Origin of the sequence: Acidovorax sp. Root568 (genome assembly GCF_001427445.1) — a bacterium.
Lineage (GTDB): Bacteria > Pseudomonadota > Gammaproteobacteria > Burkholderiales > Burkholderiaceae_C > Acidovorax > Acidovorax delafieldii.
The window spans coordinates 39,472-57,769 of sequence record NZ_LMGP01000019.1 but is presented as its reverse complement, the minus strand read 5'-3'; the positions used below and the strand labels follow the sequence as shown (position 1 = coordinate 57,769).

The window sequence follows — 18,298 nt, the reverse complement described above, 5'->3', positions numbered from 1 at the left end:
GTTCACTGCTCCACGGCTTGGGTGGTGGCGGCGTCTTCGGCCACGGCCGCAGCCTGTGCGGCCCCGGCCTGGGCGTTGCGGTTGCCGCCCAGCAGCGCGGCACCAATGAAGTCGCCATTGGTGGGCGGGGGCGCGATGATGACCTGGATCTTGTCCGAGAGCTTGTCGGCCAGCGTCTTCTGGATGAGCAGCGGGTGTTTGGTCACCAGTGCGCCTTCGCGGGCCATTTGCTCGGCATTGACCTTGCCCACGCGGTCCATGCGGTAGGCCTCGGCCTCTGCCAGCTTCTGGCGGGCGTCGGCTTCGCCGTTGGCTTCGATGCGGCGGGCCTGGGCGCTGCCTTCAGCGGCTTTGACGCGGGCCACACGTTCGGCTTCAGCTTCGAGCTGGCGCTGCTCGATCTGGCGCTGCTTGAAGGGCAGCACATGCTTCATGGCCTCTTCCTGGGCCTTGGCGGCGATGACTTGCTCACGCGCAGCGGCTTCGGCGGCCACTTCGCGGCGCACCTTGTCGGCGTTGGCGTCCAGTTCGGTTTCACGCACGCGCTTGTCTTTCAGCTCCAGCGTGTAGCGCATTTTTTCGGACGCCAACTCTTCGGCCAGCAGGCTGTCCATGCCCCGGCGGTACTCGGCGGGCAGGTCCACCTTGCCGATCTGCAGGCTGCGCAGCGTCACGCCATCGGTATCCAGGCGGGCGCGCAGTTCGGTTTCGATGATTTGCGAAATCTCGGCGCGCTTGGACGAGAAGATTTCGCGCACCGTGTAGCGGGCAAAAACCTTGTAGACCAGGCCCTGCACCGCGGGCTCCACGATGTCGACACCCACGTTGTCGGGCAGGTTGCCGGCCTTGACGGCGGGCGAGTTGGGGTCCAGGGCGTAGCGCACGCTCAGGTCCAAGCCCAGCGACAGGCCTTCGACCGACTGCAGCGGCGCGCTGCCCGTGGCCTGGCGCATGGCTTCGGGACGGTAGCTCTGGTCACGCAGGGAGAACACCCGCACTGAGTGCAGGCCGGGCACCACCCACACGCTGCCATCGCGCCACAGGCTCACGGCACCGGTGAACTGGTTCAGGCGCACACCCAGGTCGCCTTGCGCCAGGTGTTGCACCGGGGGGTTGCGGTACACCATCAAGCCTGCGGCCGCCACCACCGCGCCAGCGGTCAGCCAGCGCACGGTGCGGGCGGTGGGCAGCAGGTAGGCCCAATTCAGGCGAGGGGCATCGGCACCGCGTGCATCGGCTGCCACAGGGCTTTGCGATTCAGCGTCCAGCACGGGCTCCGTGCCTGCTTCGGACAATGGGGTAGAGCGACGGCCCTTCAGGGTCTGCACGATGCGGTTCCAGGTGGCTTTCATGGTGTTTCTCTCTCGGGTTGGTTCGGTGTTGTTGTCGTTTCTGAGCCGTCGCCGTGGCTGGCTCATTGAGGACCGATTGTTCGGATCCACCCCGGAAGCAACAACGCAGTGCAGCCCCCAATGCGCTCACACCGGTCGCACGAACCTTCCGGTCCCGGAAGAAAAACTCACACCGCCCAGAACGGGGCGCCGGGATAATCCACCCACCCCTCTACTGCCCCGCCCTGCCTATGACCCGCATTGCCGTGATCGAAGACGACCTGCCCACCAGCAACCAGTTGGCCGGGTGGATACGCAGCGCCAAGAGCGGCATCGTCATCGACCAGTGGTTTACCCGCGACGAGGCCGAGGCCGCGCTGGCCCGCGAGCACTACGACGCGGTGGTGCTGGACATTGAGTTAGGCCGCGAGCGCCATGCGGGCGTGGCCCTCATCAACGCCATCAACAAGCTGCGCCAGGGCACGCCGGTGCTGGTGGTGTCGGCCATGCCTGCGGCCATCTACCGCAGCATCATGAAGGCGCTGGACGCGTGGGACTACCTGCAGAAAACCACGTTCGAAGAGGCCGATTTCATTGAGACCTTTCTCGACATCCTGCGTACCACACAGGCCCAGGCCCCAGCCAGCGCGCCCTCCGCCCCCGTGGGTGATGCACTGGTGCTGGACCCGCTGTGGCAGCGCACCCCCACCTGGCGCGGCGAGCGCATCAACCTGCCACTGACGGCCCAGCGCATCCTGGCCACGCTGCACCAGCGCAGTGGCGAGGTGGTGTCGTATGACGAACTGTTCGAGGTGGTGAAAAGTGGCCGCAACCGTGACAACGTGCGCAAGCATGTGAGCACCATTCGCGAGGCGCTGCGTGAAGTCGATCCTGGATTTGAGGGAATAGAAAACGTGCCCATGCGCGGGTTCCGCTGGGTCGGCAAATGAAGCGCCTGCTGCGCCGCCCCGCGCTGGAAATGCCTAGACTGGGCCTGCCCGCGTTCCGCATGCGCATCCTCGTGCGCGGGGTGTTCGTGCTGCTGGCCCTGGCCACGGTGGCGCTGAGCGTGGTAGTGCTCAAGGACGAAAAAGAGCGCGCCTGGCAGGCTTACCAACATGGCTTTGTGCGCAGCCAGGCCGAGGTCATGGCGCGGCTGCGCCACCCCTCGGGTCAGTTGGCGCTGCTCAACGCCAGCCACCTCGGCCAGGGCGTGACGCCGCTGGCGCCGCTGCTGCTGCCCTATGCGGCCATCGACTTTGACGACCCGCAAAAATCACAGCAAGCAGTGGAGATGGCGGGCTGCTCCGTGCAGTACCCCGATGGCGCATCAGTGTGCGCAGCGATTGGCAACAACCCCTATGCGGGCGGCTTCATTTACCTGGTGGGCAGCTTCTATGCCGGCGAGCTGATACCCCGCGAGCGCGGCGCCTTGGTGCCCGCCGAGGCGCACCGCGCGCGCATCAGCCTCGACATGCGCGGTGCCACCTACCGCTGGATTGCGCCGTATGAGGCCATGCCCCCACAAGGCAGCGCGGCCGTGCGCGGGCGCCTGACGGGGTTTGTGGACAACGGCACGCCGCAGCTCGAAGCCCGCGCGCGGCCGGTGCGCGACTTTCGCGGCTGGCTGTGGCAAAACGGCCAGTGCCGCGACCTGCCGCCCCCATCGGTGCAACAACCCACTGGCGGGGCCGCCATCACCTCCGACTGCCTGCGCCGCACCCACTACTCCATCCGCCTGCCGGTCGAACTGTTCCGTGAAGCCCTGTTCCGCAAGGACGAGCGCCTGGTCTGGCCGCCGGAAGACCTGGGGCAGATGCGTGTGCGGGTGGAGATGCTGGCGCCGGGCGAGGACACCAAACCGCTGTTCGACAGCGACGCACCCGGCGCGCAGCTGGCCGCATCGCTGGGAGACCTCTCGCGCAGCCTGTTGCCGGGCGAGAGTGTGCAGATCCGCAAGCTGGGCAGTGACGAAGCCAGCGCCATCACCCTCAAGGGCGTCGAAGTGCAGGCCGATCCATCTGCCCCCTGGCTCCTGCGCCTGATCCGCTGGCTGCCGCTGGAGGCCGCAGGTGTGGGCCCGGCAGCAGCCACGCCCGCCGCCCCCACGGCCCTGGACATTCTGGACACGCCCACCGGCAACTACGTGGTCAACTTCACCGGCCACCTGCGCGGCGTGGAGCAAGGCCTGGCCGCTGTGGCCACGCGCCTGTCGTGGTACCTGGGTGCCATGCTGGGCGCCATTGCGCTGGCCTGGCTGGTGGTCGAGGTGGGCCTGATCCGCCGCGTGACAGCCCTGACCCGCCGCGCCGCCGCCGTGTCGTACAACGTGCAGCCTGGCCACACCGGCCCCCGGCTGGGCGATCTGGATGTGTCGGACCTGCGCGGCTCGGACGAGCTGGGCATTCTGGCCGGTGGCTTGGCCGACCTGCTGCAGCGCGTGAAGGACGACCTGCAGCGCGAGCAGCTGCGCGCCCAACAAGAGCGCGACATGTGGCACGCCGTAGGGCACGAGATCATGTCGCCCCTGCAGTCGCTGATGGCGCTGAACGGCCCACAAGACCCCGGCCACCGCTATGTGCAGCGCATGCAGCAGGCTATCCATGTGTTGTATGGCACGGCATCGCCCGCCGAAGCGCTGCAGGCCGCCGATGTGCCCGAGGGGCGGCTGGACCTGGATGCCTTCTTGCGCAACGTGGCCGACAACGCCCACTTTGCGAGCATTCTGGATGTGGTGTACGACCTGGGCCCAAGCCACCCTGGCCCGGTCATCGTGCGGGCCGATGAGTTTGCGCTCGAAGACGTGGTGACCCACATCTTGCGCAATGCCGACCGCTATCGCCCCACAGGCAGCCCCATCAAGCTGACACTCACGGCGTCGGAATCCACCGCCAGCGCTACGCTGCACAACCAGGGATCCACCATTGCAGACGAACTGCTGGAGCGGATTTTTGAGCTGGGCGTTTCCGACCCCGCCAGCCCCACCCCGCTGGGCGAGGGCGAGCACCGGGGCCAGGGGCTGTTTGTGGCCAAAACCTACATGGCCAAGATGGGCGGCACCATCAATGCGCGCAACACGTCTGATGGCGTGGCCTTCATCCTGACCTTTCAGCGACTGGGCTGACCCAGCCCAAGACGCGAAGCGCGCGCACGGGCAAGGGCGGCTCTGTCCGACAGGGGCACATGGCCCCGGCGCCTACCCTCCAGGCATAGGTTCAGACCTTCGTCTGCCATTGCCTCAGGAGCCCTCCATGAAACGCCTTTCCTTTGCCACCTCTGTCTTCACTGCGGCCTTGCTGCTGGCCTGTGCGGGCGCATCCGCTCAAACGCCGCCGCAGGACGCGCGGGCACGCTACGAGCAGGAGCGGGAAAAGTGCATGACCAACAACACCCAGGACAGCCTGGCCACCTGCCTGCGCGAGGCCAACAACGCACTGGACGCTTCCCGCAAGGGCGATCTCAGCAACCCCGGAGCCGCCGCCACCGACAACGCCACCCAGCGTTGTGCAGCGTTCCAGACGGCTGCTGACCAGGCGGATTGCATGCGCCGCGTGCAAAGCAGCCCAGCGAGTGGCTCAGTCTCCGGCGGCGGCGTGCTGCGCGAATCGACCACGACCACCATCACCGTGCCTGCGCAACAGTAGCCTGACCTCCCATTAGGTGGGGTCTGTCACAAAGGCATCCGCGCCCAATCTTCGCAGCGACCGAGGCGATCAGCCCAAGGCCACACGCATCGCGTCGATCACGCCCCGGTAGTCCGGCTTGCCAAAGATGGCGCTGCCCGCGACAAAGGTGTCAGCACCCGCGTCAGCCACGCGGCGGATGTTGTCGGTCTTGATGCCGCCATCGACTTCCAGACGAATGTCCTTGCCAGAAGCATCAATGCGCTTGCGCACAGCTTCGATCTTGCGCAGCGCGGAGTCGATAAAGCTCTGGCCGCCAAAGCCGGGGTTCACGCTCATGATGAGGATGAGGTCGATGTCGTCGATCACCCAGTCCAGCACGTCCAGAGGTTCGGCAGGATTGAACACCAGGCCAGGCTTGACGCCTTTGGACCGGATGGCCTGGATGCTGCGGTGCACATGGCCCGAGGCATCGGGGTGGAAGCTGATGTAGTCAGCACCCGCGTCGGCAAAGGCAGCGGCCAAGGCATCCACGGGCTGGATCATCATGTGCACGTCAATCGGCACGGCCACGCCCGCAGGCGTTTTGGCGTGGGGCTTCAAGGCCTGGCAGACCATGGGGCCAAACGTCAGGTTGGGCACGTAATGGTTGTCCATCACGTCAAAGTGAATCCAGTCGGCGCCAGCGGCAATGACATTGCGCACTTCCTCGCCCAGGCGGGCAAAGTCGGCGGAAAGGATAGAGGGGGCGATTTGGAATGTGCGGCTCATCCCCCGATTGTCGCAAAGCGCAGAACCACTGGGGGTTTTGGCACGTGGGAGTTGCCCAAACACGGGGCGGCACGGTTACCATGCGGCCCATGCCAAAGTACCAGTTTGACGTGGAAGTGCTGCCCGAATACCTGCCCGAGCAGTCTGCGCCGGACACCGGGGTGTTCAGCTTCGCCTACACCATCACCATCACCAACGCAGGGGACGCGCCCGCCCAGCTGATCTCGCGACACTGGATCATCAGCGACGCGCGCGGCCACACCGAAGAGGTCAAGGGCCTGGGCGTGGTGGGACAGCAGCCACTGCTCAAGCCGGGTGAGTCGTTCCAGTACACCAGCGGCTGCCGCCTGCGCACCTCCAGTGGCACCATGCACGGCACCTTCCATTGCGTGGCCGAAGATGGCGAGCCTTTCAATACCCCGGTGCCCTTGTTCGTGCTGGAGGCGATCAGCCACGGCCCGTCGGGTGAGCCCCTGAGCGGCCGGGTGCTGCATTGAAGAACCATTCCCACAGCCCCCATGCCCACCCCTCCATGGGACCGCTATCCATCGGATGGGCGGCTTTTCCTATGGGGGCCGGCCACCCATGAAAAATTCCGCCGAGCCCAAAGACCTGGCCCACCTGCTGGCGGCGCTGGACCCTGCCGCCGACCTGGCCCATCGCCACCTCTGGCTCATCCACCTGCTGGACTGGGTGCGCGGCAAGCGTGATTCGGTGCCTGCCGCGGTGGGCCGGGTGCAGCTTTTCATCGATGCGGTCGCGGCACGGCCCGATATTCAGCAGCGGCTGCAGGCCTGGTGGGCGACGCTGGTGGATCAGGTAGACATCACCACCTTGCTGGCTGACTTTGGCTTTGCACCCCGCACCGCCCTGGTCAGCGAGATGGCCGAACGCTTGCGCACCAAGCTGCTGCCGGGCAGCCCAGAGACCATCGATGCGTCCGAACTGTTCATGCTGGCCTTGCCCAGTGCGTTCGACGCGCAATGGCTGGCCGCACTGGATGAAGCCACCCTGAACCGCCTGGTGATGTTGCTGGTCCAGGACAACGCCGATGAGCGCCCAGGCGGCGCGACACGCTGGCACCGCGCCTTGTTGGATGCCATCACCTACTGTGCAGGGCAAATCCTCTCGACCGGCTTTGCACCCGAACTGCGACTGCGCATGAGCGAATCTGCACGGGAGGCACAACCCTTCCACGCCCTCATCCGCGACGTGGAAAGCCTGCGGGTCGAGGTGCTGCACGCGCTGCGCACACCCGACCGGCTGGACGCATCCGCCCAGCGCCTGCGCGAACGCCTGGAGGCCTGCCGCGCGGCGGCTGCCACCGTCTATACGCATTTCGAGGACAACGGCATTTCGGTGGGGCTGGTGTTCCGGCTGCGGCAGCTGCGCGAGCGCATCTTGCGCGTGCGCGTGTTGCTCGACTGCCTGTTGTCCGCGCAGCCCGCAGTCACTGCGGCGCAACTCATGGCACAGCTGGTGATGGTGGGACAAGAGCGGCGCAGCCTGCGCGCGCTGCTGGCCTCCAACTCCTCGCTGCTGGCGGCCAAGGTGGCCGAGCGCAGCGCCGAAACGGGCGAGCACTACATCACCCGCACCAGTGCCGAATACCGCTCCATGCTGCGCAAGGCGGCAGGCGGCGGTGCGCTGATGGCCTTCACCACACTGATCAAGTTTGGCCTGTATGCGCTCGCGCTCTCGGCCTTCTGGGGCGGCTTCATGGCGGGCATCAACTATGCCGTGAGCTTTGTGTTGATCCAGTTGCTGCACTTCACGGTGGCCACCAAACAACCTGCCATGACCGCGCCTGCAATGGCGGCCAAGCTCAAGGAGCTGGGCACCGGCGATGCGATCGAGTCGTTCGTGGACGAGATCACGCACCTGGTGCGCTCGCAGGTGGCTGCTGTGCTGGGCAATGTGCTGGTGGTGTTCCCGGCCGTGCTGGCGCTGGCTGCACTGATTGCACTGGCCACGGGCCACCCGGCCATCAGCGAGAAGCAGGCCGAGCATGTGTTCGAGTCCCTGCACCTGCTGGGGCCGTCGCTGTTCTTTGCCGCCTTTACCGGGGTGCTGCTGTTTGCCTCCAGCATCATCGCGGGCTGGACAGAGAACTGGTTTGTGCTGCACCGCATGGACTCGGCCTTGCACTACAACCCGCGCATCACCGGGCTTTTGGGAGCCGAGCGCGCCGCGCGCTGGGCGCGCTTCCTGCGCGAGAACCTGTCGGGTTTTGCGGCCAACATCTCGCTGGGTTTCATGCTGGGCCTGGTGCCTGCTTTCGCTGCGTTTTTCGGCTTGGGGCTGGATGTACGGCACGTCACCCTCTCCACCGGGCAGGTGGCGGCCGCCGGCGCCACGCTGGGTCTGCAGGTGCTGCAGTTGCCCGCGTTCTGGTGGGCGGTAGCCTCGCTCCCGTTCCTGGGCGCACTGAATGTGTCGGTGAGCTTTTATCTGGCCTTTAGTCTGGCGCTGCGTGCACAGAACGTGAGCGGCGTGGACCGCTCGCGCATCTATGCCGCCATCCGCGCCCGCCTGCGCACCGCGCCGCTGAGCTTTTTTGTGCCCGAGCGGCGGGGGCCACTGGCGACAACGGCACAGGGCTGAGGCGAAACCGCCGCCTCTGTCCTACAAGGGCGGAGTGTTTCCGCCTGTAAATTCAAGGGCCCAACGCCCCAGCGCACCCCGTCCCATCTGCGGAGGGCCTGTGCGCCGGGGCCTCCACTCCAACGGGCAGCGCCCGTCTGACGCAGAGGTCCGATGACATGAATGAAATCCTGAGCTTTTGGGCGCAGTGGCTGCGCCCCTCGGCCGGGCTGCCCACGGTGCAATGGTCACTGCTGCTGGCGGTAGCCGCCATGGCAGGCTATCTCACCCAACGCCACACCGGCCTGCCCAAGGTGGTGGGCTATTCGCTGGTGGGCACGGCAGCCGGCCTGGCAGGCTTCAGCGGTGCAGTCTGGCCGCTGCAGGGCATTGGCCTGTTCCTGCTGGAGCTGGGCGTGGCCATTGTGCTGTTCGAATGTGGCGGCCGTATCCCGCTGCGCTGGTTCCGCCACAACCCCATGGTGCTGGTGCAGAGCATTGCCGAATCGGTGCTGACCTATTTCGCGGTGTACTGGGTGCTGGTGTGGCTGCAGCTGCCGCCCCAGGCGGCTGGCCCGTTGGCCCTGGTGGCGCTGGCGGCATCTCCTGCAGTACTGACCCGTGTGGTGGCCGACACCCGTGCCGCCGGCCCGGTGACCGAACGCGCCATTGTGCTCACCACACTCTCCACGCTGTATGCCCTGACGCTGGGCAGCGCCAAGGCAGAACTCATCAACCGCCAGAGCCTCACCGTGCTGGAGGCCGTGTCGCCCGTGGTGGTGGTGCTGGGCGTATCGATCGTGGTGGCCGCCGTGCTGGCCCTGGTGCTGCGCATGGCGCTGCGCTTCATGAGTCCCACCAGCGAAAACACCTCCATGCTGTTCCTGGCCCTGGTGGCTGCAGGCACGGCAGTGGCCGCTCACATGGGGGGCTCGGCACCACTGGCCGCGCTGCTGGGGGGCATGCTGCTCAAGCAGCTCAACCCGCGCCCCTGGGCCTGGCCACGGCAGCTGGGCAATGCATCGTCGCTGCTCACCATGCTGATGTTCGTGCTGGTTTCCACCGTGGCGGCCCAGGCCGACTGGAGCGCGCCCGTGGCCGGTGTGGTGCTGGCCCTGATTGCCGTGCGCCTGCTGGCCAAGGCCACCGGCGTGGCGCTGGGCAATGTGGGCAGCGGCGCCAGCTGGAAGCAGGCGCTGTGGGTGGGCTGCGCGATGACCCCCATGTCCTCCATCGCCCTGCTGATCGCCTCGCAGTTTGTGCTCGCGTCGCCTTCCACCGGCCATGTGATCGCGGGTGTGGCGCTGCCCGCCATCTTGCTGATGGAAGTATTTGGCGCCGTCATTGCCACCGTGGCCATTTACCGTGCGGGCGAAAGCTCCAAACCCTGGGCACCCCTGACCCGCAGCAACAACAACGGAGAGTCCCCCCGTGAGTCTTGAAGCCTTCACCCATTCCGAGCCGCTGACGCTGGGCGTCGAGCTGGAGCTGCAGCTGGTCAACACCAACGACTACGACCTGGCGCCCTACGCCGAGGACATGCTGCGCCTCATGAAGAAAACCCCGCTGCCCGGTAGCGTGGTGCCCGAGATGACGAACAGCATGATCGAAATCTCCACCGGCATCTGCCACTCGGCCAGCGAGGTGCTGGGCCAGCTCACGCCCATCCGCGATGCGCTGGTCAAAAGCGCCGACAAGCTCAACATTGCCGTGGTGGGCGGCGGCACGCACCCGTTCCAGCAGTGGCACGAGCGCCGCATCTACGACAAGCCGCGCTTTCGCGAGCTGTCCGAGCTGTACGGCTACCTGTCCAAGCAGTTCACCATCTTCGGACAGCACGTGCACATTGGCTGCCCGGATGCCGATGCCGCGCTGCTGATGCTGCACCGCATGTCGCGCTACATCCCGCACTTCATTGCGCTGTCGGCGTCCAGCCCCTATGTGCAAGGGCAGGACACGGCATTTGACTCGGCCCGGCTCAACTCGGTGTTTGCGTTCCCCTTGTCGGGCCGCGCCCCGATGGCGCTGACCTGGGACGACTTCACGACCTACTTCAACAAGATGACCCGCACGGGCGTGGTCAAGAGCATGAAGGACTTCTACTGGGACATCCGCCCCAAGCCCGAGTTCGGCACCATCGAGATCCGCGTGTTCGACACGCCGCTCACCATCGAGCGCGCTGCGGCCCTCGCAGGCTACGTGCAGTCGCTGGGCGCGTGGTTCCTGGCCGACCAGCCCTTCATGCCCGAAGAGGACGACTACCTCGTGTACACCTACAACCGCTTCCAGGCCTGCCGGTTTGGCATGGACGCGGTGTATGTGGACCCGGCCACGGGCGACCACATGCCGCTGCGCGAGCACATCCTGCGCACCATGGACAAGATCGCAGGCCACGCGGCCGTACAGGGCGCATCAAGCGCCATGCACATGCTGCGCACCGAGGTCGAGGCGGGGCAGAACGATGCCCGCTGGCTGCGCCAGCGCCAGAGCGAAGAGCAGCTGCTGGCCGAGGTAAGCCGCCAGGCAGCGCAGCGCTTTCGCGGCGCGGCGGCCTGACCCGCACGCCAGGCGCCAGCCACCTCACGCGACTCTGACCTCAAGCAGCGAGCGCCAATCTGCGCGCCTGCTGCGTACGCCCGCCATAGCCCCAGTCGCTGGCGGGCAGCTCCCGCACCACCACGTAGCTCGCAGCGGCCAGGGCGCCATCACCCGCCAGCTGGCGCTGCAGCTCGGCAAACGCGGCAGCGATGAAGGCGACCTTCTCCTCCTCGGAGTTCGTGCCCTCGGTGATGCTGATCTCCAGCAAGGCCGTGGGCTGCGCCACCGGTGCACCACCGATATGCCAGCGCGCAGGGGGCAGGTCGTCGATGACCACAGCAGTCACCTCGCGGCGTTTGCCCAACCGCTGGACCGTGAGGTCGGTGAGGGCGCTGGCCAGCGCCTGGTAATGCTTAGGGTTTTGCAGCGGGGTCAGTTTCAGAACTAGGGTTGGCATGGTGTTGGAGCCTCCTGGGTGGATGGGGTCGTGGGTGCGGACGGGGTCCGCAGGAAGAGGAAAACCCGGCGGGTCATGCGCACAAGCCCCCGCGCCACCCAGGCATGGGCTTCGCGAATCGCCTCCCGGCGCAACTGCATGGCATGGCGCTGGGCCGCATCGCGCAGGCGCTGGTACTCGTCGGGGTGTAGGTGAGGGTCCATGGCATTCCTTTCGGGGTGAGGCCACTGTAGGCAGCACCGCGCAAGGCCGAAACCGCATCCCGCGCAAGACCGTTTTGCACCCAGCGCACAGCCCCGCCGTTACCATCGGCCGATGCGCGACATCCGCTTTGAAGACATGCACCTGTTCGCCCGCGTGGCCGACCTGGGCTCGCTGTCGGCCGTGGCGCGCGAGCGCGATGCACCGGTGAGCCAGGTCTCGCGCACCCTGGCGCGCATTGAGAAAGCCTGTGGCGCACGGCTGCTGCACCGCACCACCCATGGCCTCACGCTCACGGCAGAAGGGCAGACCTTTCTGGACTACTGCCGCCGCATCAACGGCACACTCGACGAGCTGGAAGGTGAGTTCGCCCAACAAAGCGGCCAGCCTAGCGGCTGGGTGCGCGTGGCGTCCAGTTCGGTGGTGGCCGAGCACCTGCTGATCCCCAGCTTTGACAGCCTGCAGCACAAGCACCCGCAACTGCGCGTGGAACTGGTGGTGGACGACCGCATGGCCGATATGGCACGCGATGGGATCGACATTGCCATCCGCACCGGCCCGCCGCTGACCGACACCGTGGTGGCGCGCCCCCTGGGCACGCTGGCCCGCGCGCTGTACGCCACACCCGGCTACCTGCAGGCGCACGGCGCGCCACAGCACATCGACGATCTGCGCCAGCACCGGCTCATCACCAACAGCGCGGTGGCGTTTCTGAACCACTGGCCTTTCCAGATCGATGGCGCACCCCGCGTGATGGTGGCCGAGGGCCACTGGCGCTCGGGCAGCACGGCCATCACCGCGCGCCTGGCGCTGCAGGGCCTGGGCATTGCGCGCCTGGCCACGGTGGTGGCGGAGCCCCTGGTGCGCCAGGGCCTGCTGGCCCCGGTGCTGGCCGACTGCGTGGACCTGCAGCCCAGCACAATTCACGCCATCACCCTCACCCGCAGGCACCGGCTGCCCAAGATCCAGGCCTGCATCGACCACTGGGCAGCGTGGTTTTCTCAGACAGAAAGCAGTACCTGATGCCTTTGACCTTTTTGACCCTTTTTTCTTGGCCCCCCAGGCAGCGCCATGGGTGAGTTCGACCTGATCGCCCGCTACTTCACCCGCCCCGTCCACAAGGCAGCCCTGGGCGTGGGCGACGACTGCGCGCTGCTGGCGCCCGCACCCGGCATGCAACTGGCCGTCTCCAGCGACATGCTGGTGGAGGGCCGCCACTTCTTTGCCGACGTGGACCCCGAAGCCCTGGGCCACAAGGCGCTGGCCGTGAATCTGTCAGACCTGGCGGCGTGTGGTGCCAAGCCGCTCGCGTTCACGCTGGCCCTGTCACTGCCCCGGGTCGATGAGGCCTGGCTGGCGGGCTTCTCGCGCGGGCTGCTGGCGCTGGCCGATGCCCACGGCTGCGAGCTGGTGGGCGGCGACACCACGCAGGGCCCGCTCAACATCTGCATCACCGTGTTTGGCGAGGTACCCACTGGCCAGGCCCTGCTGCGCAGCCGCGCACAGCCCGGCGACGACATCTATGTGAGTGGCACGCTGGGCGACGCCCGGCTGGCGCTGGAGGCGCTGCTCGGCCACATCGCCCTGCCCGCCGAGGCGCTGGCCCGCGCCCGCCAGCGGCTGGAGCGCCCCACCCCGCGCGTGGCCCTGGGCCTGGCCCTGCGCGGCGTGGCCACCAGCGCCATGGATGTGAGCGACGGGCTGCTGGGCGACCTGTCGCACATCCTCCAAGCCTCGGGGGCAGGGGCCTGTATCGACACCTCAAAAACTATACATTTGATAGCAGCAAAGGCATATTCGACTATCGCAACCAGCCCATTGGACCCTGAACTGGTCCACCAATGCACTTTGGCGGGCGGTGACGACTACGAGCTGGCCTTCACCGCCCCGCGCGCGCGGCGTGACGCGGTGGCCGCCTCGGCGCAGGCAAGCGGCACACCCGTCACCCGCATCGGCACCGTGCTGGCTGAGCCAGGCCTGAGGCTGGTGGACGCGCAGGGGCAGGCGGTGGAGAACCGTTACGCCTCGTTCGACCATTTCCGGTGACGGGTGGTGGCAGGCAAAAATTTTTTGCAACCCATGAATCCTTTTGCGCAACCAGCCGCTCTTGGTAGGGAAGGTGCCCCGTGCCGGCGCCTTCATTTCCCCACCAAGGAGTTTTTCACCATGCTGTACCGCAAGAACATCACCCGCCCCGAAAGCCTGCTGCGCGTTGCAGGGGGCGTCGCCCTCATCGCTGCAGGCCTGTGGTGGATGTCCGCATCGCCCCTGGGCCTGGCATTGGCCGCCTCGGGTGTTGGCAGCATCCTGAGCGGCGCGTTTGGCTACTGCCCCGCCTGTGCCATGGTGGGCCGCAAGCCTGTCGAGTGACCGCCCATGGCCACCACCCACCCAGCCCCCACCGTGGCCCAGCTGCTGCCCGCCGCACGCAGCGGTGACGCGGCGGCCATGGAGCAGCTGCTGCGCCTCACCCGTCCCGACATCCGCCGCTATGCGCTGCGCCACTGCGCCGCCACCACGGCGACGGACGACGTGGTGCAGGAGGCGCTCATCATCGTGTACCGCCGCGTGGGCGCGCTGCGCGAGGTGGCGGCGTTCGGCGGGTGGGTGGTGCGCATCGTGCAGCGGCTGTGCATGCAGCCCATGCTGGCCTGGCTCAAGGGCGAGCCGCTGGCACAGGTGGAAGACCACCTCGCCTGGTCGCACCGCCCCGACCACGAACTGCGCCATGACCTGGCCCTGGCCATCGACTCGCTGCCGCCCCTGTACCGCGAGGCCCTGCTGATGCGCGACTTCGAGGAGCTGACCATCGAGGAGATGGCGCAGCGGCTGGGCGTGACGCGCGAGGCGGCCAAAAGCCGCCTGCACCGCGGGCGGGCCCTGGTGCGGGAGTACCTGGCACCCACGGACCGCACCGGCACCACGTAGCGCTGCAGCGCGGAGAAACCGCCTCAGCGCATCTGGAACAGCTCCTGGTGAAAGCGCGCAGGCGAGCGCCCCAGCTGCTCCATGCCCTGGCGCACCGCCTCGGCAAAACCCTGTGGCCCACAGAACCACACACTCGCCGCCGGGCTGGTGCCCGCGAGCAACGCTGCGGGTGTCACGGGCCCGGTGTCGTTGCTGTAGTGAATCTCCAGCGTCACGCTGGGCAAGCGGGCACACAGCGCGGCCATGCGCTCGGCAAACACCGCCTCGCCCGCATGGCGCACACAGTAGTGCAGGTGCACCCGGGGCGCCAGCGCGGGCGTGGACTGCATCGACTCCAGCCAGGCCATGAACGGCGTGGCGCCAATGCCTGCGGCGACCCACACCTGCTCGGTGGCGCTGTCGCTGCGAAAGTCAAAGCAGCCATACGGCCCCTCGATGCTCACCGTCTGGCCCGGCTGCACCTGCAGAGGCAACTGGCTCGTGTGATCGCCCAGCGCCTTGATCGCAAAGCGCAGCACGCCATCGCCCTGGTCGGCGTTGAGCAGGGTGAAAGGGTGCGCCCCCTCGGCACGGCCAAAGGTGACAAACGCAAACTGACCGGCCGCATGCTTCCAGCCACTGGCGGGGCTGACCTGGCAGGTCACTTCCAGCACCCCAACCCCTTGGGACGACACGCCCACCACACGGGCTGCATGGCGGCGGCGGCGCCCGATGGCCCCAGCCAGCGAGCGCACGGCGCACAGCGCCCCCACCAGCGTGCACAGGCCCACCAGAACGCCTGCAGGCTGCTGCCACCAGGCGGGCGGCGTGAGCACCACTGCATGGAAGGCCAGCACCAGGTACACCACGGCCAGCAGCTTGTGCAGGTAACGCCACACGTGGTACGGGAACCGCTGCCACAGCGTGATGACCAGCATGGCCGCGAGGAACCACACAGCCCACTCCCCCATCTCCTCGGCCAGGTGGCGGAAGGTGTTGAGCCACCAGTCCGCGCGCGGCGCGCGCACCGGGCGACCCGCCCAGGCGGCCAGCAGGCTGCGCGACAGCTGCAGCCCGTAGTGCAGCAACGCCAGAACGATCGCGCCGATGCCCGCCCACTTGTGCAGGCGGTAGCTCTTGTCCAGGCCGTCCAGCGGCTTTTCCAGCCACGCGGGCCGCACGGCCAGCACCATGATCAGCGACATGAGTGCCCAGGCCGATACCCCACTGAGCAGGATCAGCTGGTTGCGCCACCACCAGACATCGCCCCACGCGGGCGGCGCAGGCTGGGGCACCCACAGTGCCAGCAGCCACGCCGTACATGCCAGCACCAGGGAGCCCCCCAAGATCTTCTTCCACATCACCAGCCCCAAACACTTGTTGCAATGCAGCAAATATAGAAACCTGCGATGAACGCCACCTGAACGGTGTGTGAAGCAGCGGCAAAGCGCTGCAGCTTGTGGCCGGAGGTTGATCTGCATCAGCCCGCTGCGCGGGGGCCGGCCTCCCCGCAATCAAGTCCGCACAAAACGCGCGAGCGGCCTGCGCGGCGTGGCAGGCACCTCGCCATGCGGGTAGCCCATGCGGCAGAACATCTGCACCGTGGGCTCCTGGGGCGTGCGCGGCGCGGGCCGCCCCAGCAACAGCTGGTGCACGCGCTCGAAGTGCGGGGCCATTTCGGCAAACTCCTGCACCGCCTGGCTCATGGGGTGCATGCCCACACCCAGCGCCGTGGCCTGCAACTGCTGGCGCACATACAGGCGCCCGGTACGGATCTGGTCGCTGCGGGTATTGGGGCCCGTGATCCACACAAAACCCATGGCCGTGCGGCTATGGCCCTCAAAACGCCCCATGGCGCTTTTGTAGGCGGCGCTGCCTTCCGCCGGGGGCTGGGTGCGGTCGAACATGCCCAGAGCGTCCACGGCGCGCACAAAAGGCGAGTTGATCGAGATGCCGTCGCGGTGCTGCAGGATTTCGCCTGGCCCCACGCGGGTGAGCTGGATGCTTTCCATCATGGTGCGCGGCGTGAGCAGCTCTACCCGGGCAGATTCCCAGCACAGCGTGCGCAGCGCGGGCAACTGGTCGGCGCTGACGGTGCCGCCCACGCGCAGCGGGGCTTCAGCCGGGGCGCTGCCCAGCAACTGGGCCAGCACCCCGGGCGCGATGGCCCGGGCGGTATCGAAATCCGTCTTGGGCGTGCGGCGCAGCAGCACCTGCGCAAACAGCGGGTCGGGCTGGCCACCAGGCTTGAGGGTGATGCGCGCCACGGGACGGTCGTCCCAGTCCTTCAGGGCCGCAGGCATCTCGCCCTGCGGCCACAGCAGCACCTCGCTGGCCACGCCTTGCTGAGCCAGCGCCATCACCAGCAGCTCCAGAAAGGCGCCATGGCCGATCAGGATCTGGCGCCCCCACGGATCCGTCTGTGGCAGCACCCGCGCAGGGTCGGTGCGCAGGGTGATGACACCGCTCTCGCGCAAGTCCACCAGCCAGGGCTGCAGGTTGTGCGAATTGGGTGCGGTGATGGCATAGGCCACGGCACGGCGGCGCAGGTCGGTCTCGCCCACCGGACCTTTCCAGGCCTCCACCGCCTCGGCGGGATAGTGCGAGCCCACGGCACCACAGGCGACCAGCGTGCCCGCAGTAGCGGCAGCGATGGTGCCACCCCCTGCCAAACGGATGAAGTTGCGACGGTTCATGAGAATGCTTCGGTGGTTCAAAAGGTGATGCGGTCAGGCCAGCGCGGCACGGGGCAAACGGGTGGACACCAGCCCCAAATCGACCAGCGCCTGGCGCACGGCCTGATCGAAGGAGGTGTGTGGCTCGTCGCCGATGAGCGCGCGCAGGCGGGTGTTGTCCAGACGGTGGGGCGTGCGCCACAGATAGCGCATGTCCGCCAGCGCAGCAAACGTGGGTGCCACCAGCCCCATCACGCGCAACAGCGGCCACGGCAACTGGCCCACCCGCAGCGCGCCCGCATCGGGCAAGCAGCCCTGCTCTGCTGCAATGGCCGTGAAGCTGTGCAGCCACTGCTGCGCGGTAACGTGGTGCCCAGCGAAATGCAGGCACTCGAAGGCGGCCAGCCGGTCACGCTCTTGCGCCACGCGCACGAAGGTGCGGGCGAGGTCGGGCAGGTAGGCCCAGGGCGTGGCTACGTCCAGCGGCCCGGGCCAGGTGATGCGGCCCCGGGGCAAGTCCTTGGCAATGGCCTGGTCGATCCAGCTGCCCGTGCCGCTGCCAAAAAAATCCCCGGCGCGCAACACCACAGCACGTATCTCGCCCTGTCGCGTGGCGGCCTGCAGTCGCTGCTCCAGCTGCCCCCGCATGCGGCCCTTGAAGCCGGTGGCGGCCTGGGATGTGTCTTCGCGCAGTACGGGCGGCATGGCTTCGCCAAAGTTGTAGACGTTGCCCGGCAGCATCAGCGTGGCACGCAGCTGGCGGGTGACGGCGATGGCCGCCTCCATCAGCACCGGGGCCTGCTCGCGCCAGGCCTTGTGGGTGTAGGCAGGGTTGAGCGCATGCACCACCACCTGCGCGCCCTGCGCCTGGGCCGCCAGCGCGGCAGTGTCTTCCACTGCCACCGGCATCCACCACACGCCAGGAATGGCGGGCAATGCAGCGCTCTGCGCACTGGGGCGCACCTGGGCCAGCACCTGCCAGCCTGCCTGCGCAAAGGCGCGGGTGGCCGCCAGTCCCAGCCGCCCCCGGGCGCCCAGGATCAACACGGTGGAGGGATTGTCCGTGCAGTGTGGAAAACGGGTGTGGGTGATCATCTGATGGCTCCATTCACAAGAGATGGGGCGATTGTGAAAACGCCGGCACCGTTACACAATTGGCTAAGTGTTCATATCAGCAATGCAAATATGAATATGTCCATCCACCCTCCTGCC

At 67.3% G+C, this 18,298-nt stretch carries 18 protein-coding genes; 11 read left to right on the top strand and 7 right to left on the bottom strand.

The genetic code is table 11. The features are described from left to right. Nucleotides 1-2: 2 nt before the first annotated feature. The gene (locus ASD75_RS21060; protein ID WP_056747844.1) at nt 3-1,352 is read right to left on the bottom strand and encodes an SPFH domain-containing protein; all 1,350 of its coding nucleotides are present in this window, start codon (nt 1,350-1,352) and stop codon (nt 3-5) included. Nucleotides 1,353-1,582: 230 nt separating this feature from the next. Between ASD75_RS21060 and ASD75_RS21055 the strand changes: the two genes are divergently transcribed. The 3 genes from ASD75_RS21055 (at nt 1,583) to ASD75_RS21045 (ending at nt 4,975) form a co-directional block, all read left to right on the top strand. Next, nucleotides 1,583-2,281 carry a response regulator transcription factor gene (locus ASD75_RS21055; RefSeq protein ID WP_056747842.1) on the top strand — a complete coding sequence of 233 codons (699 nt, stop codon included), beginning with the start codon at nt 1,583-1,585 and terminating at the stop codon, nt 2,279-2,281. Next, nucleotides 2,278-4,455, top strand: a complete 2,178-nt coding sequence (locus ASD75_RS21050) for a HAMP domain-containing sensor histidine kinase (RefSeq protein ID WP_056747841.1) — start codon at nt 2,278-2,280, stop codon at nt 4,453-4,455. The genes ASD75_RS21055 and ASD75_RS21050 overlap by 4 nt, the downstream gene beginning before the upstream one ends. A 127-nt stretch (nt 4,456-4,582) precedes the next feature. Further along, a complete protein-coding gene (locus tag ASD75_RS21045; RefSeq protein WP_056747839.1) occupies nt 4,583-4,975 on the top strand; it encodes a hypothetical protein in 393 nt (130 codons plus the stop codon). A 69-nt stretch (nt 4,976-5,044) separates the two neighbouring features. On the opposite strand, the gene rpe is transcribed toward ASD75_RS21045, so the two are convergent. Next, nucleotides 5,045-5,725 (bottom strand): ribulose-phosphate 3-epimerase, encoded by a 681-nt coding sequence (gene rpe / locus ASD75_RS21040; RefSeq protein WP_056747837.1) that lies wholly within the window; start codon nt 5,723-5,725, stop codon nt 5,045-5,047. An 89-nt stretch (nt 5,726-5,814) separates the two neighbouring features. On the opposite strand from rpe, the gene apaG reads away from it, so the two are divergent. From apaG to ASD75_RS21020, 4 genes are all read left to right on the top strand, one after another. Beyond that, on the top strand, nt 5,815-6,222 hold the full coding sequence (gene apaG, locus ASD75_RS21035) for a Co2+/Mg2+ efflux protein ApaG (protein WP_056748068.1): 408 nt from the start codon (nt 5,815-5,817) through the stop codon (nt 6,220-6,222). A gap of 88 nt (nt 6,223-6,310) precedes the next feature. Then, nucleotides 6,311-8,329, top strand: coding sequence for a site-specific recombinase (locus tag ASD75_RS21030; RefSeq protein WP_056748067.1), 2,019 nt, complete (start codon nt 6,311-6,313; stop codon nt 8,327-8,329). Nucleotides 8,330-8,487: 158 nt separating this feature from the next. Beyond that, nucleotides 8,488-9,750: a cation:proton antiporter gene (locus ASD75_RS21025; RefSeq protein ID WP_056065273.1), complete on the top strand. Its 1,263-nt coding sequence runs from the start codon at nt 8,488-8,490 to the stop codon at nt 9,748-9,750. Beyond that, a complete protein-coding gene (locus ASD75_RS21020) occupies nt 9,740-10,864 on the top strand; it encodes a YbdK family carboxylate-amine ligase (protein ID WP_056747835.1) in 1,125 nt (374 codons plus the stop codon). Before ASD75_RS21025 ends, ASD75_RS21020 begins: the two co-directional genes overlap by 11 nt. A 40-nt stretch (nt 10,865-10,904) precedes the next feature. Here the strand turns inward: ASD75_RS21020 and ASD75_RS23820 are convergent, their stop codons facing one another. Both ASD75_RS23820 and ASD75_RS23815 read right to left on the bottom strand, forming a co-directional pair. Then, complete coding sequence (locus tag ASD75_RS23820; RefSeq protein ID WP_056747833.1) at nt 10,905-11,303, bottom strand: tautomerase family protein; 399 nt, start codon at nt 11,301-11,303, stop codon at nt 10,905-10,907. Continuing rightward, nucleotides 11,291-11,506, bottom strand: coding sequence for a hypothetical protein (locus ASD75_RS23815; protein ID WP_156401066.1), 216 nt, complete (start codon nt 11,504-11,506; stop codon nt 11,291-11,293). The genes ASD75_RS23820 and ASD75_RS23815 overlap by 13 nt, the downstream gene beginning before the upstream one ends. 112 nt (nt 11,507-11,618) lie before the next feature. Here ASD75_RS23815 and ASD75_RS21010 point away from each other — a divergent pair, with 112 nt between their 5' ends. The 4 genes from ASD75_RS21010 (at nt 11,619) to ASD75_RS20995 (ending at nt 14,432) form a co-directional block, all read left to right on the top strand. Continuing rightward, a complete protein-coding gene (locus tag ASD75_RS21010) occupies nt 11,619-12,527 on the top strand; it encodes a LysR family transcriptional regulator (RefSeq protein ID WP_056747831.1) in 909 nt (302 codons plus the stop codon). A 48-nt stretch (nt 12,528-12,575) separates the two neighbouring features. Beyond that, nucleotides 12,576-13,550, top strand: coding sequence for a thiamine-phosphate kinase (gene thiL / locus ASD75_RS21005; RefSeq protein WP_056747829.1), 975 nt, complete (start codon nt 12,576-12,578; stop codon nt 13,548-13,550). 120 nt (nt 13,551-13,670) lie between these two features. Beyond that, nucleotides 13,671-13,874 (top strand): DUF2892 domain-containing protein, encoded by a 204-nt coding sequence (locus ASD75_RS21000; protein WP_056065267.1) that lies wholly within the window; start codon nt 13,671-13,673, stop codon nt 13,872-13,874. Nucleotides 13,875-13,880: 6 nt separating this feature from the next. Continuing rightward, a complete protein-coding gene (locus ASD75_RS20995) occupies nt 13,881-14,432 on the top strand; it encodes an RNA polymerase sigma factor (RefSeq protein WP_056747827.1) in 552 nt (183 codons plus the stop codon). A gap of 23 nt (nt 14,433-14,455) precedes the next feature. On the opposite strand, the gene ASD75_RS20990 is transcribed toward ASD75_RS20995, so the two are convergent. The 3 genes from ASD75_RS20990 to ASD75_RS20980 all read right to left on the bottom strand — a co-directional run bounded on the left by ASD75_RS20990 (nt 14,456) and on the right by ASD75_RS20980 (nt 18,181). Beyond that, the gene (locus ASD75_RS20990; RefSeq protein ID WP_056748065.1) at nt 14,456-15,772 is read right to left on the bottom strand and encodes a ferric reductase-like transmembrane domain-containing protein; all 1,317 of its coding nucleotides are present in this window, start codon (nt 15,770-15,772) and stop codon (nt 14,456-14,458) included. A gap of 153 nt (nt 15,773-15,925) precedes the next feature. Continuing rightward, entirely contained in the window at nt 15,926-17,107 is a 1,182-nt protein-coding gene (locus ASD75_RS20985; RefSeq protein WP_056747825.1) for a hypothetical protein, read from the bottom strand. Between the two features lie 33 nt (nt 17,108-17,140). After that, nucleotides 17,141-18,181, bottom strand: coding sequence for an NAD-dependent epimerase/dehydratase family protein (locus ASD75_RS20980; RefSeq protein WP_056747824.1), 1,041 nt, complete (start codon nt 18,179-18,181; stop codon nt 17,141-17,143). Nucleotides 18,182-18,298 lie beyond the last annotated feature (117 nt).